Consider the following 17,486-nt stretch of genomic DNA (forward strand, 5'->3'; position numbering starts at 1 on the left):
CGATTATTCCAGATCACCTCTAATTAGGAATTTCTATATTGCCATCCGTATTTTGACGATAAATCGTATAAGGCAGGACAAGCGTATCAAGAACTGCAGACGGTATGAAATCTATAATCTCCACCGGAATAAGACCAAGCGTGACGGAAAACTTCTTACCCACATCAGGGGGGGCATGCAGAATACACAAGTCGTAAAAAACCCCACTGTAAACACGCGGAATTGAGTCACAATTGGTTCCCCTCTCTTTGAGATTGTGCCCAGCCACCTCATCCGAACGAAAAACCGTATTAATCGTACCGCACCCCGAAAGTAACAAACCTAGAGCTACGAGTAAGATGCTACGTGTATTTATCATGCACAGCTCCATCTATTAGCAACAACCGATCGTTCGACTACTTTGCCTGCCTATACGGTAACGACAACCACGTCCATGTCCGTTCAAAGTTTGTGGAACAATATCGTCTTCCCGATATTTTTGAATGCTTGTGTGTACTGCTTCCGCCAGTTCTCCCGCCAGTAGGCTGCAGATGGAGACTTCCCATCTGCGGATTGAACTTGCACGTCACTTGAAACAACTTCCCCAGGCTGCTGCTGGCTCAGCATCGGGAACGCCATATAGGCTTTAAAATTTTTGGAATAAACGTTATCGATCGCGATGCCAGTATAGGGGGCGTGTCCTAACAGATGTCGGCATCCCCTATTGGACAGAATGTAGGCATGTGTTCCCTTTGCCCGGACTCGTGCAATTCCTCTTTTCCAGGTCAGCCAAACTTTCCCAAGGTTCGCGCCCAAGTAGAGCAACTCGGGCTCGCGCAGGTTCATAAACGCGTTCATCTGCTTTACTTGACTCTGGTTAAACGAAACCAGCGTTGCGTCATCCTCGAGAATCAGTACGCGCTGGTAGTTTCGCTGCAGGGCTAACGTCGCGCATTTGATGTGGGATTCAAAACAGCCTCGTTCTGGATTTTCGTCATCACGGTCCACAACCACAAACTCAATGTCCAGTCCACTTCCTTCGAACTGGAGACTCAACAGCACACGGCGATCAGCCCGCTTGCGAAGACTGATGCAGAAAACGCCATCAATTTGCAGTTGACTCAAATCCTTTTTTTTCGGTAATACGTTGTCAATAACTGCGTTCATGAGAAAGCTCCAGTTTTAAAAGACATAGCAAGTCCTGATCGTGCTGTTCAGCTAAAAGCCGGGATTTGGTTGTGAAAGGGGAGCGGCTGTCGCATCACCTGTGTCCGCCAATTATTTGCGGAGGCTCAATAACCGACGTGGATACCTGATGTAATGGTCGGTGATAGACAAGTTGATTGTGCGGAAAGAAGATGGATTTTTGTAGGAGGGTGTGTGGAGATACGATGGAGATGAGATCTTAATGTTGACGCGCGGTAACCATTGCTCGACTTCCCGCAATTAATAAACTATCTAGGACTTGCTGGGGAGAGCTCGGCCCAACCAAGTTAGATTGACTTCTTTGACCTCTACCCAGTACCCATTTTTTGGTTGATTGCCACAGCTAATTAATGCGATACAAACACCATCGGGGTCCAGCAAGGCAAAGTGTCGATAATTGATTCTTCGCTTGAGTCTCAAAATATACATGTACTTTTTCATATATGATTTTTTATCTGGCATGCCAGCTAAGTTCGAACAAGGTTCCCCCGTTTTCCACGTTTCGGCAGGTAACGGTTCCTCCGTGTGCGAGGGCGATGGCGCGCACTACCGCCAGACCCAATCCACTGCCACACTGAGCCCGGGAGCGCGAGTTGTCACCGCGTTTGAACGCTTCAAATATTTGCATGGCACAGCGCTCATCAATGCCGGGGCCGTCATCTCTGACTCTCAGGTAACTGATCTGATCTCGGGTGGACAGATGAACGACGACGTTCCCTGGTGTCGCGTGCCGTCGAATATTGTCCAGCAGTGCTAGTAGTGCTTGGCGGATCCTCGCCGGGTCGCAGCGGACTGGGCGTCTTTGCAGATACAGTTGCAGGACAAAACCAGCTGCCTGCAGGCTGGGCTCGAACAACCGGATAGCGTCTTCTATTTCGGTCGCCAGGTTGGCTTCGCACAGGTTCAGCTCGAGATAACCGCTGTCCGCCAAGCCGACCACCCGAAGGTCTTCAACCAACCGGGTCAACCCCTCCACCTGATTCAGCAGGCTGCAGAACTGCAAAGTGTCCGATTCGAATACCCCTTCAGCCAACCCCTGCAGACGGCCGCGTAAGATAGTGAGGGGCGTGCGCAGTTCGTGCGCAATAGCCGCATTCCAAAAAGCCTGTTCTTCCGCCATGCGCTTCAATCGTTTGGCCATGCTATTAAAGTCATCGACTAACAAGGCCGCTTCGCCTATTGATTGGTCACCGGCAACGGCCAGTACTTCAAGATCGCCATTTGCCAACTTTCGAAGGCTCGCGGCGACAGAGTTCAACGGCATGAGAATTCGTCGAGATAACTTCACGGCAACGATACATCCCACGGCCAAGCTGACAAAGGTGGTCAAGCCCATCCATACCCATTCAATATTTGAAGGCATCCATTGATCCAGCTCCTCGTTGGAGAGCGGCCAGAATGTCCATAACAATGCATAAAATACATACGAGCCGATCACCGCCAAGGTGATAACGCACAACACCACGGCTGACATGGAAAAAATGATCTGGCCGCTCAAGCCATTGAGCATTTTCACGCGATACTCCCGAACCGGTAGCCGACGCCTCGGATACTGGCTGGCACACCCTGTAAACCCAAATCTTCAATCTTTCTGCGCAACTTGCTGATGTGACTGTCGACGGTACGTTCAAGACTGTCACTCTCTGGAGAACTGGTGGCTAAAAGCTCTGCCCGACTGAGCACTTTTTTCGGAGACTTTGCCAACTGAACCAGCAACTTGAATTCCGTTGCCGTCAAGACAAGCGGCACCTTGTTACCGTCGATGCACACGGTAACTTCATGGCTTTCGATGTCGATTTCAAATGCATCCACCCGCAGCACGCTCGTGCCGCTGCCATGCTTGTAATCGATGGAGCGTCGTAATACCGCCTGGGTCCGGGCGACCACTTCTGCCGGGTTGAACGGTTTGACGATGTAGTCGTCGGCACCGATACGCAGCCCCATCAGTTTGTCCACGTCCTGATCCTGCGCCGTAAGCATGATCACCGGTGTGTTGCCTCGATGGCGAACCTCCGCCAGCACCTTCCAGCCGTCCAGGTTCGGCATCAGCACATCCAGCAGCATCAGGTCGGGCTTGAGGGTCTGATGCATCTGCAGGGCTCGTTTCCCGTCGAGCGCATGGGCCGTGCGAAAGCCGCTGCGTTTCAAATAGGCAATCAGAATGTCCGCTATATCAGGGTCGTCCTCCGCAATCAAAATGAGTGCGTGCGTTTCTCTGGCATTTCTCGTCAGGTGGGATAGAGCAGAGAAGTCATTCATGTTTTGCTCGATGAATTTAAAATCGTCTGTCGCGCACATAATCCCACGGTGGCTGCCATCAGAATTCGCGCACGTCGATCAACTACAGATTTTCCGGCGACTGCGTGTAAGGCATGCAGTTGGTTAAAGCGCTTGCGAAAGAGTGCCTAACATCTCGTTCGCGGTAGAAATGACCGTTGCTGCCGCTTTCCAGTTTGGGCGCAGAGTATACGTCCGCGTTTTCTGCGCGCGAGAATTTGAACCAGTATTCGCAACATGATTACCGGTGACATACAACTTTCTGCTGGCTGCATAGAGGCTGCTTGGGTCATTGAAAGACATACTTGCTCCATTTCTTGCCGTTATAGATTGACAACGGAGAAACCCCATCTCCGGCGTTTCTGCAGCGGGTTGCATTGTGTGCAGGGGATCATGTTGTTTTGCGGGAGGTTTTGTGGAGATAAGGTGGAGATGAGGATTTTTTGCTAAGAACGGGGTATGGGGGGCGTAATAACCGTTACGGATTTGAAACTGTCATCGGTTTTTATATTGTTAATAAAAAATCCGTGGTCATAACGCAAGGAAGCACTGTCTTTGGATATCTGGGGTATCGCACTCCGATAGAGCTTGCGATTGCTTGAGCACTTCTCGTGGCAGCATTGGATACTGCGCGCGCATAGGCACAACATCTTCCGAAATTCACACACGGCGAATCTGGAAGAGAGCTCAGCCCAAAAAAGAAACCCCCGTAAATACGGGGGTTTCGGCCAGTCAGCTGTGGATAACTTATTCCACCGTCACCGACTTCGCCAGATTTCGCGGCTGGTCAACGTCCGTACCTTTCAACACCGCCACGTAATACGACAGCAACTGCAGCGGGATGGTGTAAAGGATCGGCGACAGGATGTCGTGGATGTGCGGCATTTGGACAACGTGGGTGCCTTCGCCGTTGGTCATGCCGGCTTTTTCATCGGCGAAGACGATCAGCTCGCCGCCACGGGCGCGGACTTCCTGGAGGTTGGATTTCAACTTCTCCAGCAGTTCGTTGTTCGGCGCCACGGTGACCACGGGCATGTCGTTATCCACAAGCGCCAGCGGGCCGTGTTTCAGTTCGCCAGCCGGGTAGGCTTCAGCGTGGATGTAGGAGATTTCCTTGAGTTTCAGGGCCCCTTCCATCGCCACCGGGAATTGCGCGCCACGACCGAGGAACAGGGTGTGGTTCTTCTCGGCAAACAGCTCGGCGATTTTCTCCACGGTGCTGTCCATGGCCAGAGCTTCGCCCAGGCGGGTTGGCAGACGACGCAGTTCTTCAACCAGGGTGGCTTCGACGCCTTTGGCCAACGTGCCGCGAACCTGGCCGAGGGACAGGGTCAGCAACAGCAGGCCGACCAATTGGGTGGTGAACGCTTTGGTCGAGGCCACGCCGATCTCGCGACCGGCCTGGGTCAGCAGGGTCAGGTCGGATTCACGCACCAGCGAGCTGATGCCGACGTTGCAGATCGCCAGGCTGGCGAGGAAACCCAGTTCCTTGGCGTTGCGCAGGGCGGCCAGGGTGTCGGCGGTTTCGCCGGACTGGGAGATGGTGACGAACAGAGTGTCCGGCTGCACCACGACTTTGCGGTAGCGGAACTCGCTGGCCACTTCGACCTGGCACGGGATACCGGCCAGTTCTTCCAGCCAGTAACGGGCAACCATACCGGCGTGGTAGCTGGTGCCGCAGGCGACGATCTGTACGTTGCGCACTTTGGCGAACAACTCGGCTGCCTGTGGACCGAAAGCCTGTACCAAGACACCGTTCGGGCTCAGACGACCTTCGAGGGTGCGTTGAACCACGGCCGGTTGCTCGTGGATTTCTTTGAGCATGAAGTGGCGGAACTCGCCTTTGTCAGCCGCTTCGGCACCGTCGCGATACTGCACGGTTTCACGCTCGACGGCTTGGCCGTTCACGTCCCAGATGTGCACGCTGTCGCGGCGAATTTCGGCGATATCGCCTTCTTCCAGGTACATGAAGCGGTCAGTGACCTGACGCAGGGCCAACTGATCGGAAGCGAGGAAGTTCTCACCCAGGCCCAGACCAATCACCAACGGGCTGCCGCTGCGAGCTGCAACCAGACGATCCGGCTGATGAGCACTGATAACCGCCAGACCATAAGCACCGTGCAGCTCTTTAACAGTGGCTTTGAGGGCCACGGTCAGATCGCGCAGATCCTTGAGTTTGTGGTTCAGCAGGTGAGCGATGACTTCGGTGTCGGTGTCCGAAGTGAACACGTAGCCCAGTGCTTTCAGCTGTTCGCGCAGGGCTTCGTGGTTTTCGATGATGCCGTTGTGCACCACGGCCAGGTCACCGGAGAAATGCGGGTGCGCGTTGCGCTCGCACGGCGCACCGTGAGTGGCCCAGCGGGTGTGGGCGATGCCGAGGCGACCGACCAGCGGTTCGGCTTCAAGGGCAATTTCCAGCTCGCCGACCTTGCCCGGACGACGCATGCGCTCAAGCTTTTCGTCATTGGTGAAGACCGCCACACCGGCGCTGTCATAGCCACGGTATTCCAGGCGCTTGAGGCCTTCGAGCAGGATGGCGGTGATATTACGTTCTGCAACTGCGCCGACAATTCCACACATGCTATTTCTCCTGACTGACAGCCGCGCAAATCAAATTGATGCCGCGGGCCTGAATCTGATCGCGTGCCGCAACCGGCAGGCGTTCATCGGTAATAAGGGTATGGACGCTGCTCCAGGGCAACTCCAGGTTGGGAATCTTGCGGCCGATCTTGTCGGCCTCCACCATCACGATCACTTCACGGGTGACGTCAGCCATGACTCGGCTCAGACCCAGTAATTCATTGAAGGTGGTGGTACCGCGAACCAGATCGATGCCATCGGCACCGATAAACAACTGGTCGAAATCGTAAGAGCGAAGTACCTGCTCGGCGACCTGCCCCTGAAAGGACTCGGAATGCGGGTCCCAGGTGCCACCGGTCATCAACAGCACCGGTTCGTGTTCGAGTTCGCTCAACGCATTGGCAACGTGCAGCGAGTTGGTCATCACCACCAGTCCCGGTTGCTGACCGAGTTCCGGGATCATGGCAGCGGTGGTGCTGCCGCTGTCAATGATGATGCGCGCATGCTCGCGAATCCGCGTAACGGCAGCGCGGGCAATGGCCTGCTTGTATTTGGAGACCGGTTGGCCGATGTCGGCGACCAACTCCTGAGGCATAGTGATCGCTCCGCCATAACGGCGCAGCAACAGGCCATTACTCTCAAGTGCGGCTAAATCCTTGCGAACCGTAACTTCCGAAGTTTCGAAGCGCTTGGCCAACTCATCCACGCTGACTTCCCCCTGCTCACTGAGCAAGGCGAGGATATTGTGACGACGTTGAGGTGTATTGCGTTTCGACATGATCGGGTAAGTTTCGATTCGAAAGATAACGGAAGCAATCAAAACCTATTGGCGAAACTTCGTCAAGTCTGCACAAGAAAATTTATCTGTGGATAAAAGCTTCGCGGGCAAGCCTCGCTCCTACAAGTTTTCAGCTATTCACAGAATCTGTGAACGACTCTACTCAGGTAGGAGCGAGGCTTGCCCGCGAAGGCGATCTCAAAACCGCCGCAAAGCGCTGTGGATAACTCAGCTCTTTTTGATTTTCACCGGCCGTTTCCAGCCATCAATGTTCTTCTGACGCGCTCGACCCACCGCCAACTGCTCGTTATCCACATTCTGCGTAATGGTCGAGCCGGCCGCCGTCGTCGCACCGGAAGAGATATCCACAGGCGCTACCAACGAGTTGTTGGAACCGATGAACACATCTTCACCCAACACCGTTTTCCATTTGTTGGCGCCGTCGTAATTACAGGTGATGGTGCCCGCGCCAATGTTGGTGCGCGCGCCGATCTCGGCATCACCCAGATAGGTCAAATGACCGGCCTTCGCGCCTTCGCCCAGGTGAGCGTTTTTCAGCTCGACGAAGTTACCCACATGCGCACGCGCCTCAAGCACCGTACCCGGGCGCAGGCGTGCGAATGGACCGGCATCGCTACCTTCGCCCAGGATCGCGCCTTCGATATGGCTGTTGGCCTTGATCACCACGCCTTTGCGCAGGGTGCTGTCCTTGATCACACAGTTCGGGCCGATCACCACGTCATCTTCAATGACGACCTTGCCTTCGAGGATCACGTTGATATCGATCAGCACGTCGCGGCCGACGGTGACTTCACCGCGCACGTCGAAACGTGCCGGGTCACGCAGGGTCACGCCTTGAGCCATCAAACGGCGACCGGCGCGCAACTGATAATGACGTTCGAGTTCGGCGAGCTGCTTGCGATCGTTGGCGCCCTGCACTTCCATGGCGTCATGGGGTTGCTCGGTGGCCACCACCAGACCATCGCTGACCGCCATCGCGATCACGTCAGTCAGGTAGTACTCGCCCTGGGCATTGTTGTTGGAGAGACGGCTCATCCAGCCGCCCAGTTGCGCGAAAGGCAGCGCCAGGATGCCGGTGTTACCTTCAGTGATTGCGCGCTCGGTTTCGTTGGCGTCTTTCTGCTCGACGATCGCCGTGACCTTGCCGGTGGCATCGCGGACGATGCGGCCGTAACCGGTCGGGTCATCCAGCTCGACGGTGAGCAAGCCCAGCTGTTGTGCCGCGACCTTCTTGAGCAGACGTTGCAGGGTTTCGACTTCAATCAACGGTACGTCACCGTACAGGATAAGCACGGTGTCGGACTCGATGAACGGTACGGCCTGAGCCACCGCATGACCGGTACCCAGCTGTTGGTCCTGAAGGACGAAATTCAGATCTTCCGCCGCCAGGCGCTCGCGCACCGCTTCGGCGCCATGGCCAATCACCACGTGGATGCGCTGTGGATCAAGTTGCCGGGCGCTGTGGATAACATGGCCAAGCATCGAGTTGCCGGCAATCGGGTGCAGGACTTTCGGCAACGCCGAACGCATGCGAGTGCCTTGGCCGGCAGCGAGGATAACGATTTCAAGAGACATGACTGGCTACCAATCCTGGGTGGTCAGCGGCTGCGACCAGGTTATGAAAATCGGAAAAGAAAAAAGGGTAGCCGAGGCTACCCTTTTTAATCAATCGCGCAACAAGCAATGGCCTATTAGTGGCCAAACTTCTTGCGGATCTGCTGGACGGTGCGCAGCTGAGCTGTCGCCTCGGCCAGACGTGCAGCAGCAGAACCGTAATCGAACTCGGCGCCACGTTCATGCAAGGCTTTCTCGGCAGCCTGAACGGCTTGCTGAGCAGAAGCTTCATCCAGGTCGGCAGCACGTTGCACGGTGTCGGCAAGAACCTTGACCATGTTCGGCTGAACCTCGAGGAAACCACCGGAGATGTAATACACCTCCTCTTCCCCGCCCTGCTTGACCAGGCGGATCGGGCCAGGCTTGAGATTAGTGATCAGCGGCGCGTGGCCCAGGGCGATACCAAGATCACCCAGTGCACCGTGCGCAATCACCATCTCGACCAGGCCGGAGAAGATTTCCCCTTCCGCGCTGACGATATCGCAATGGACTGTCATAGCCATCTGATTGCCTCAACCTAAATTAGCGCCCGTTGCCGGGCGCCGGGATTACAGTTTCTTGGCTTTCTCGATCGCTTCTTCGATGCCGCCGACCATGTAGAACGCTTGTTCTGGCAGGTGGTCGTAGTCACCGTTGAGGATGCCTTTGAAGCCAGCAATGGTGTCCTTCAGGGAAACGTATTTACCCGATGCACCGGTGAAGACTTCAGCCACGAAGAACGGCTGCGACAAGAAACGCTGGATCTTACGAGCACGGTTTACCAACTGCTTGTCGGCTTCCGACAGCTCGTCCATACCCAGGATCGCAATGATGTCCTTCAGTTCTTTGTAACGTTGCAGAACATACTGTACGCCGCGAGCGGTGTCGTAGTGGTCCTGGCCGATTACGTTCGGGTCCAGCTGGCGCGAAGTCGAGTCGAGTGGATCGACCGCTGGGTAGATACCCAGGGAAGCGATGTCACGGGACAGAACGACGGTGGCGTCCAAGTGGGCGAAGGTGGTCGCTGGCGACGGGTCAGTCAAGTCATCCGCAGGTACGTATACCGCTTGGATCGAGGTGATCGAACCGTTTTTGGTCGAAGTGATGCGCTCTTGCAGAGTACCCATCTCTTCGGCCAGGGTCGGCTGGTAACCTACTGCGGAAGGCATACGGCCCAGCAGTGCGGATACTTCAGTACCGGCCAGGGTGTAACGATAGATGTTGTCGACGAACAGCAGAACGTCGTTACCTTCGTCACGGAACTTCTCGGCCATGGTCAGGCCAGTCAGAGCGACGCGCAGACGGTTACCCGGCGGCTCGTTCATCTGACCGTAAACCAGTGCCACTTTGTCCAGAACGTTGGAATCCTTCATCTCGTGGTAGAAGTCGTTACCCTCACGAGTACGCTCACCCACACCGGCGAACACGGAATAACCGCTGTGCTCGATGGCGATGTTACGGATCAGTTCCATCATGTTTACGGTTTTGCCTACACCGGCACCACCGAACAGACCGACTTTACCACCCTTGGCGAACGGGCAAACCAGGTCGATAACCTTGATGCCGGTTTCCAGCAGGTCGTTGCCGCCCGCTTGTTCAGCGAAGGTTGGCGCAGGACGGTGAATGCCCCAGCGCTCTTCGGTGTCAATCGGACCAGCTTCGTCGATCGGGTTACCCAGTACGTCCATGATCCGGCCCAGCGTCGCTTTACCGACCGGTACGGAGATGGCAGCGCCAGAGTCGGTGACTTCCAGACCGCGCTTCAAGCCTTCGGTGGAACCCATCGCAATGGTACGAACCACGCCGTCGCCCAGCTGTTGCTGAACTTCGAGAGTGGTTTCAGCCGCGCTCACTACTTTCAGCGCGTTGTAGATGCTCGGTACGCTGTCGCGTGGAAATTCCACGTCGATAACGGCGCCGATGATTTGAACGATACGTCCGCTACTCATAGCTGGATCCTCTGAATATTTGAACCGTTAAACCGCGGCAGCGCCGCCGACGATTTCCGAGATCTCTTGGGTGATCGCAGCCTGACGCGCCTTGTTGTAGACCAGCTGCAAATCGCTGATCAAATCACCGGCGTTGTCGGTAGCGTTCTTCATCGCGATCATCCGCGCAGCCTGTTCAGCCGCGTTGTTCTCGACCACCGCCTGGTAGACCTGCGACTCCACGTAACGGACCATCAAGCCGTCAAGCAGCTCTTTGGCGTCCGGTTCGTACAGATAATCCCAGTGGTGCTTGAGTTCCTGTTCCGGGGTTGCCACCAGTGGAATCAACTGCTCCACGGTTGGCGATTGCGTCATGGTGTTGATGAACTTGTTGGACACCACGGACAGGCGATCAATACGGCCGTCCAGGTAGGCATCCAGCATCACCTTGACGCTGCCGATCAGGTCATTGATCGACGGCTCTTCACCCAGGTGGCTGATAGCTGCAACGACGTTACCGCCGAAGTTGCGGAAGAAAGCCGCACCCTTGCTACCAACAACACACAGATCGATCTCGACGCCGTTTTCGCGGTTTACCGCCATGTCCTTGACCAGGGCCTTGAACAGGTTGGTGTTCAAGCCACCACACAGACCACGGTCACTGCTCACCACAACGTAACCGACGCGCTTTACTTCACGGTCGATCATGAACGGGTGGCGATATTCCGGGTTGGCGTTGGCCAGATGGCCAATAACCTGGCGGATGCGCTCCGCATAAGGACGGCTAGCCGACATGCGCATTTGTGCCTTGCGCATTTTGCTGACCGCCACTTTTTCCATGGCGCTGGTAATCTTTTGCGTGCTTTTGATGCTCGCAATCTTACTGCGAATCTCTTTTGCGCCTGCCATGTAACACCTATCAGGTTAGCAAGCGGGAGCCTTGCGGCTCCCGCTGCGGCTTACCAGGTTTGGGTGGCCTTGAACTTCTCGATACCGGCTTTCAGGCCAGCGTCGATTTCGTCATTGAAGTCACCCTTCACGTTGATCTTCGCCATCAAATCGGCGTGATCGCGGTTGAAGAAAGCAATCAGCGCTTGTTCAAAGCTGCCGATCTTGGCGATTTCGACGTCAGTCAGGAACCCACGCTCAGCGGCATACAGCGACAGCGCCATGTCAGCGATCGACATTGGTGCGTATTGCTTCTGCTTCATCAGCTCGGTAACGCGCTGACCATGCTCAAGTTGCTTACGGGTCGCTTCGTCCAGGTCAGAAGCGAACTGGGCGAATGCCGCCAGTTCACGGTACTGAGCCAGAGCGGTACGGATACCACCGGAGAGCTTCTTGATGATCTTGGTCTGAGCGGCACCACCCACACGGGATACCGAAACACCGGCGTTCACAGCAGGACGGATCCCGGAGTTGAACATGGCCGATTCCAGGAAGATCTGACCGTCGGTGATGGAAATCACGTTGGTCGGAACGAACGCGGAAACGTCGCCAGCCTGGGTTTCGATGATCGGCAGTGCGGTCAGGGAACCGGTTTTGCCGGTCACTGCGCCGTTGGTGAACTTCTCTACGTATTCTTCCGAAACGCGGGATGCGCGCTCCAGCAGACGGGAGTGGAGATAGAACACGTCGCCTGGGTAAGCTTCACGGCCTGGTGGACGGCGCAGCAGCAGGGAAATCTGGCGGTAAGCCACTGCTTGCTTGGACAGATCGTCATAAACGATCAGCGCGTCTTCACCGCGGTCGCGGAAGAATTCACCCATGGTGCAACCGGAGTACGGTGCCAGGAACTGCAGTGCTGCAGATTCCGAAGCGCTCGCAGCCACGACGATGGTGTTAGCCAGTGCGCCGTTTTCTTCCAGCTTGCGAACCACGTTGGCGATGGTCGATTGTTTCTGACCGATTGCTACGTAGACGCAGAAAATGCCGCTGTCTTTCTGGTTGATGATCGCGTCGATCGCCAGAGCGGTTTTACCGATCTGACGGTCACCGATGATCAGCTCACGCTGGCCACGGCCGACAGGGATCATGGCATCGACAGCCTTGTAGCCAGTCTGTACAGGCTGGTCTACCGACTTACGCCAGATCACGCCTGGAGCAACTTTCTCGACCGCATCGGTCTCGGTGTTGTTCAGCGGACCTTTGCCGTCAACTGGGTTACCCAGTGCGTCGACTACGCGACCCAGCAGTTCCTTACCAACCGGAACTTCGAGGATGCGGCCGGTGCACTTGGCGCTCATGCCTTCAGCCAGAGACTGGTAGGAGCCCAATACAACGGCACCTACGGAGTCTTGCTCCAGGTTGAGAGCCATACCGAAGACGCCGCCCGGAAACTCGATCATCTCGCCGTACATGACGTCGGCCAGACCGTGAATCCGCACGATGCCGTCAGATACGCTGACGACAGTGCCTTCGTTACGGGCTTGGGAGGTCACATCGAGCTTGTCGATGCGGCCCTTGATAATTTCACTTATTTCGGAAGGATTGAGTTGCTGCATTGCTCTGCTGCCCCTTCAAACTCAAGATTTCAATGCTTCGGCAAGGCTCGCGAGTTTGCCGCGAACCGAGCCATCGATAACCAGGTCGCCGGCGCGGATGACAATGCCCCCAATAAGGGATTTGTCTTCCTCGACTTGCAGGCGCACTTCCCGGTTGAGTCGTGCACTGAGAACCTTGGCGAGTTTGTCTTGCTGTTCTTGGTTCAATGCAAAAGCACTGGTCACTTCAACGTCTACCGACTTCTCTTGTTCGGCCTTGTACAGGTCAAACAGAGCGGCGATCTCCGGCAAAAGCGGGAGACGGTCGTTTTCGGCAACGACGTGAATGAAGTTCTGTGCCTTGGCATCAAACTTGTCGCCGCACACGTCAATAAACGTGGCGGCCTTGTTTGCGCTCGTCAGTCGCGGGGCCTTGAGCACGCGCTGCATAGTGTCGTCTTGCGACACTGCTGCAGCCAGGCCGAGCATGGCTGACCAAGAGGCCAGTTGCTGGTGGGCCTGGGCGTGCTCGAAGGCTGCCTTAGCGTAAGGTCGGGCCAACGTGGTCAATTCTGCCATGATCGCCCTCGCTTAAATTTCAGCAGCCAGTTTGTTTACCAGCTCCGCGTGCGCGTTTTGATCGATTGTGGAACCCAGGATCTTCTCGGCGCCGGAGACTGCCAGGCTACCCAGTTGGGTACGCAGCGCGTCTTTGACACTGTTCAGTTCCTGCTCGATCTCGGCCTGAGCCTGAACCTTCACACGGTCAGCGTCGATACGGGCTTTTTCAACAGCCTCTTCAACGATCTGGTTACCGCGTTTCTTGGCTTGCTCAATGATTTCGGCTGCCTGAGCTTTTGCTTCGCGCAGTTGCTGACCCGCTTTATCTTGGGCCAGCTCCAGGTCGCGAGCTGCTCGGGCGGCAGCGTCCAGTCCATCCGCGATCTTCTTCTGACGTTCGTGCAAAGCCGCGATGACCGGAGGCCACACGAACTTCATGCAAAACAGTACAAAAATGAAGAACGCAACGGACTGGCCAATCAGGGTTGCATTAATGTTCACGCCAACACCTCGCTCGTTCGTTGCACATCACACCAATTACTCGAAGGTTCGAGTAATTAGCCAGCGAGTTGACCAACGAATGGGTTCGCGAAAGTGAAGAACAGAGCGATACCAACACCGATCATGGTTACGGCGTCGAGCAGACCGGCAACGATGAACATTTTAACTTGCAGCATTGGAACCATTTCTGGCTGACGCGCTGCGCCTTCCAGGAACTTGCCGCCCAACAGGCCGAAACCAATTGCGGTACCCAGTGCGCCCAGGCCGATCAACAGTGCAACAGCGATAGCGGTTAGACCAACTACAGTTTCCATCTTTCCTCCCGACTTTTACGTCGTATGGTTTAGGTTTTTTAGATTTTAAAGCGGTAAAACAAATCGTTTCATAGCCCTGTTCGGGCACCCACTCGTTTGACCGAGTGGGACATCAGACTAGTCGAGACTGGTCTTAATGGTTCTCTTCGTGCGCCATCGACAAGTAAACGATGGTCAGCATCATGAAGATAAACGCCTGCAGGGTGATGATCAGGATGTGGAACACAGCCCACGCCCACTGCAGAACTACGCCCAGGCCGCTAAGCCAGAGCAGACCGCTGCCGAACATCACAGCAATCAGAATGAAGACCAGCTCGCCGGCGTACATGTTGCCGAACAGACGCAGTGCCAGGGAGATAGGCTTGGCGATCAGCGTCACGAACTCCAGCAGGAAGTTCACCGGAATCAGCAGGGCTTGAAGAAAAATATTCTTGCTGCCGAACGGGTGCAGGGTCAGTTCGCCGATGAAGCCGCCGATGCCCTTGACCTTGATGCTGTAGAAAATGATCAACGCGAACACCGACAGGGCCATGCCCAGGGTAGCGTTCGGGTCAGTGGTCGATACGGCACGGAACGGAATGTGCGCATCGCCAGTGATCAGGATGGCCAGCTGAGGAATCCAGTCGACCGGGATCAGGTCGACGGCGTTCATCAGGAAGACCCAGACGAAGATGGTCAGTGCCAACGGTGCAATCACCGGGCTACGACCATGGAAGCTGTCTTTCACGCTGCCATCGACGAATTCGACCAATACTTCAACGAAGTTCTGCAAAGCACCAGGCTGACCGGAAGTCGCCTTCTTCGCCGCCATGCGGAAAAGAAGAACGAAAATCAGACCCAACGCGACCGACCAGCCGAGGGTATCGACGTGGAAAGCCCAGAAGCCCATTTCTTTGGCTTCTGCTGCGGTGTGGGCAAAACCCCACCCGCCAGTTGGGTGCTGACCGAAGGTCAGGTTCTGCAAGTGGTGCTGGATATAGCCCGAAGCGGTTGTCTCTGCCATGGTTGCCTCAAACGCCCTAAGGTCTCGAAAGTCTTGTTCTCATCAGCAGGGGCGCGAACCAGCTGACCAGTTGGGTCAACACGAAGACGCCGAATACAGCTAGCGGCGCCAATGGCTTCACACCTGCGAACGTCAATGCAAAGAGCACTGCCGTCAAAATCAGTTTGCCCGCCTCACCGGCATAAAAAGACCGGACGATGGCTTGAGCTGCTCGGGCGCCGGAAAACCGAAATGCCCTGTGAGCGAAATAAACATTGGGCAGCAAGGCTATCAGGCCTCCGCAGAGTCCCGAGTATCCGGCTACGACTCCATGCCAGTACCAGAGCGCCAAAGCGGCCAGTACCAAAACGACAAATTGAGCCAGTAAGACCGGAAAAACTGCCAGGCGATGGAACGGCAAGCGGTTTGGCGTGCGGCTCTCCATCGTTTTTGCTCCCCAATGATCGGCTGCCAGAATTCAATAACTTGGCATAATTTGTGCCGACAAAATGCGCGCAGAGTATAGGGGCGGTTCAGCCCCTATTCAACTGTCAGGTAGTGATTTCCGACTGCACGCTACATGAGGAAATGTTTCAGCGAATGTGCGCGAGCACACCTTGAAGCTCATCCAGGGAGTTGTAACCAATGACCAACTGCCCTTTCCCCTTCTTTCCGTGGCGGATCTGCACCGCAGAGCCTAGGCGTTCAGCCAGACGCTGCTCGAGTCGGGCGATATCCGGGTCCGGTTTAACCGGTTCAGCAGGCTCCTGTTTGCCGCTCAACCACTGGCGAACCAGTGCCTCAGTCTGGCGCACCGTCAGCCCCCGTGCGACAACATGTCGCGCCCCTTCAACCTGTTGATTTTCCGGTAAACCGAGCAAAGCACGGGCATGACCCATTTCCAGGTCACCGTGCGACAGCATGGTTTTGATAACTTCCGGCAACGCGATCAAGCGTAGCAGGTTGGCCACGGTCACGCGGGATTTGCCCACGGCTTCGGCCACTTGTTGCTGAGTCAGCTGGAATTCCTGCTGCAAACGCTGCAAGGCCACAGCTTCTTCGATCGGATTGAGGTCTTCACGCTGAATGTTCTCGATCAGCGCCATGGCGATCGCGGTTTCATCCGGCACATCGCGAACCATCGCCGGGATGGTTTCCTGGCCAGCCTGCTGGCTGGCGCGCCAGCGGCGTTCACCGGCGATGATTTCGAAGCGACCGCTGCCGATCGGACGAACCACGATCGGCTGCATCACGCCCTGGGCCTTGATCGACTGCGCCAGCTCTTCCAGCGCCTGTGGGTCCATGTCCCGACGGGGCTGGTACTTGCCGCGCTGGATCAGGTCCAGGGGCAGGTGCTGCAGCTCACGCTGATCGGCCTGCACCGCTTGTTCTTCCAGCGAGCTGACAGTCGGACCACTCAGCAGTGCATCCAGTCCACGTCCGAGACCTCGTTTCTTGACGGCCATGGGGATTCCTTAAGTTGCCTGAGCGGCGGCGGTGCGTGAGTTTTTGCGTTGACGGCGAACCATCTCGCCCGCCAATGCCAGATAGGCAATGGCGCCCCGTGATGTCTTGTCGTACGCCAGCGCCGGCATGCCGTAGCTGGGTGCTTCGGCCAGGCGGATGTTGCGCGGGATGACGGTGTCGTACAGCTGCTCGCCGAAGTGTTCCTTGAGCTGCGCCGACACATCGTTCATCAGGCTCAGGCGCGGGTCATACATGGTCCGCAAGAGGCCTTCGACTTTCAGGTTAGGGTTGAGCAATTCAGCGATGCGCTTGATGTTATCCACAAGGTCGCTCAAACCTTCGAGCGCAAAGTACTCGCATTGCATGGGGATAATTACCCCGTCAGCCGCGACCAAGGCATTGAGCGTCAGCATCGACAGTGACGGTGGGCAGTCGATCAAAATGTAATCGTAGTTTTCACGGATCGGCGCCAGCGCACTGCGCAGGCGGCTTTCCTTCATCTGCATTTCCAGCAGAACCACTTCGGCCGCGGTCAGGTCGCGGTTGGCCGGCAACAGCTGGTAACCACCGTGCTCGGAATAGTGCATGGCCTGGGCCAGGTCGCACTCGCCGATCAGCAGGTCGTAGACCGAGTTTTCCAGGCCGTGTTTATCCACACCGCTACCCATGGTGGCGTTGCCCTGTGGATCGAGATCGATCAACAGCACCCGGCGCTTGGTAGCGACCAGGGAAGCTGCGAGGTTGATGCAGGTGGTGGTTTTACCCACACCACCTTTCTGGTTCGCTATCGCGAATACCTTAGCCATTCTTGCTTGT

18 protein-coding genes are annotated in these 17,486 nt (G+C 56.0%); all 18 read right to left on the minus strand.

Annotated features, from left to right (window positions below; all coding sequences use genetic code 11):
- Positions 1 to 19: 19 nt before the first annotated feature.
- The 18 genes from ACYZT6_RS27215 to ACYZT6_RS27300 all read right to left on the minus strand — a co-directional run bounded on the left by ACYZT6_RS27215 (position 20) and on the right by ACYZT6_RS27300 (position 17,476).
- A complete protein-coding gene (locus ACYZT6_RS27215) occupies positions 20 to 358 on the minus strand; it encodes a YceK/YidQ family lipoprotein (RefSeq protein ID WP_462029354.1) in 339 nt (112 codons plus the stop codon).
- A gap of 83 nt (positions 359 to 441) precedes the next feature.
- A complete protein-coding gene (locus tag ACYZT6_RS27220) occupies positions 442 to 1,146 on the minus strand; it encodes a glycosyltransferase family 25 protein (RefSeq protein ID WP_462029355.1) in 705 nt (234 codons plus the stop codon).
- Between the two features lie 490 nt (positions 1,147 to 1,636).
- Positions 1,637 to 2,701: an ATP-binding protein gene (locus tag ACYZT6_RS27225; protein ID WP_462029356.1), complete on the minus strand. Its 1,065-nt coding sequence runs from the start codon at positions 2,699 to 2,701 to the stop codon at positions 1,637 to 1,639.
- On the minus strand, positions 2,698 to 3,444 hold the full coding sequence (locus ACYZT6_RS27230) for a response regulator (RefSeq protein ID WP_462029357.1): 747 nt from the start codon (positions 3,442 to 3,444) through the stop codon (positions 2,698 to 2,700). The genes ACYZT6_RS27225 and ACYZT6_RS27230 overlap by 4 nt, the downstream gene beginning before the upstream one ends.
- A 765-nt stretch (positions 3,445 to 4,209) precedes the next feature.
- Entirely contained in the window at positions 4,210 to 6,042 is a 1,833-nt protein-coding gene (gene glmS, locus ACYZT6_RS27235) for a glutamine--fructose-6-phosphate transaminase (isomerizing) (protein WP_462029358.1), read from the minus strand.
- Position 6,043: 1 nt separating this feature from the next.
- Positions 6,044 to 6,823, minus strand: a complete 780-nt coding sequence (locus ACYZT6_RS27240; RefSeq protein ID WP_462030023.1) for a DeoR/GlpR family DNA-binding transcription regulator — start codon at positions 6,821 to 6,823, stop codon at positions 6,044 to 6,046.
- Positions 6,824 to 7,048: 225 nt separating this feature from the next.
- Positions 7,049 to 8,416 carry a bifunctional UDP-N-acetylglucosamine diphosphorylase/glucosamine-1-phosphate N-acetyltransferase GlmU gene (gene glmU, locus ACYZT6_RS27245; RefSeq protein WP_462029359.1) on the minus strand — a complete coding sequence of 456 codons (1,368 nt, stop codon included), beginning with the start codon at positions 8,414 to 8,416 and terminating at the stop codon, positions 7,049 to 7,051.
- A gap of 116 nt (positions 8,417 to 8,532) precedes the next feature.
- On the minus strand, positions 8,533 to 8,958 hold the full coding sequence (locus ACYZT6_RS27250) for a F0F1 ATP synthase subunit epsilon (protein WP_462029360.1): 426 nt from the start codon (positions 8,956 to 8,958) through the stop codon (positions 8,533 to 8,535).
- A gap of 45 nt (positions 8,959 to 9,003) precedes the next feature.
- Entirely contained in the window at positions 9,004 to 10,383 is a 1,380-nt protein-coding gene (gene atpD, locus ACYZT6_RS27255) for a F0F1 ATP synthase subunit beta (RefSeq protein ID WP_008155715.1), read from the minus strand.
- A gap of 27 nt (positions 10,384 to 10,410) precedes the next feature.
- Entirely contained in the window at positions 10,411 to 11,271 is an 861-nt protein-coding gene (gene atpG / locus ACYZT6_RS27260; protein ID WP_462029361.1) for a F0F1 ATP synthase subunit gamma, read from the minus strand.
- Between the two features lie 50 nt (positions 11,272 to 11,321).
- The gene (atpA, locus tag ACYZT6_RS27265) at positions 11,322 to 12,866 is read right to left on the minus strand and encodes a F0F1 ATP synthase subunit alpha (RefSeq protein WP_282379785.1); all 1,545 of its coding nucleotides are present in this window, start codon (positions 12,864 to 12,866) and stop codon (positions 11,322 to 11,324) included.
- Between the two features lie 21 nt (positions 12,867 to 12,887).
- Positions 12,888 to 13,424, minus strand: a complete 537-nt coding sequence (locus tag ACYZT6_RS27270) for a F0F1 ATP synthase subunit delta (protein ID WP_307334487.1) — start codon at positions 13,422 to 13,424, stop codon at positions 12,888 to 12,890.
- 12 nt (positions 13,425 to 13,436) lie between these two features.
- The gene (locus ACYZT6_RS27275) at positions 13,437 to 13,907 is read right to left on the minus strand and encodes a F0F1 ATP synthase subunit B (protein WP_131059033.1); all 471 of its coding nucleotides are present in this window, start codon (positions 13,905 to 13,907) and stop codon (positions 13,437 to 13,439) included.
- A 56-nt stretch (positions 13,908 to 13,963) separates the two neighbouring features.
- Positions 13,964 to 14,221 (minus strand): F0F1 ATP synthase subunit C, encoded by a 258-nt coding sequence (gene atpE, locus ACYZT6_RS27280; protein WP_002555987.1) that lies wholly within the window; start codon positions 14,219 to 14,221, stop codon positions 13,964 to 13,966.
- A gap of 133 nt (positions 14,222 to 14,354) precedes the next feature.
- Positions 14,355 to 15,224, minus strand: a complete 870-nt coding sequence (gene atpB / locus ACYZT6_RS27285; protein WP_162437614.1) for a F0F1 ATP synthase subunit A — start codon at positions 15,222 to 15,224, stop codon at positions 14,355 to 14,357.
- 16 nt (positions 15,225 to 15,240) lie between these two features.
- Positions 15,241 to 15,648, minus strand: coding sequence for a F0F1 ATP synthase subunit I (locus ACYZT6_RS27290; protein ID WP_007948092.1), 408 nt, complete (start codon positions 15,646 to 15,648; stop codon positions 15,241 to 15,243).
- Between the two features lie 148 nt (positions 15,649 to 15,796).
- Positions 15,797 to 16,669 (minus strand): ParB/RepB/Spo0J family partition protein, encoded by an 873-nt coding sequence (locus tag ACYZT6_RS27295; protein WP_008027541.1) that lies wholly within the window; start codon positions 16,667 to 16,669, stop codon positions 15,797 to 15,799.
- Positions 16,670 to 16,678: 9 nt separating this feature from the next.
- A complete protein-coding gene (locus ACYZT6_RS27300) occupies positions 16,679 to 17,476 on the minus strand; it encodes a ParA family protein (RefSeq protein ID WP_027926208.1) in 798 nt (265 codons plus the stop codon).
- Positions 17,477 to 17,486: the final 10 nt, after the last annotated feature.

The sequence above is a fragment of the Pseudomonas sp. RT6P73 genome (assembly GCF_054897715.1).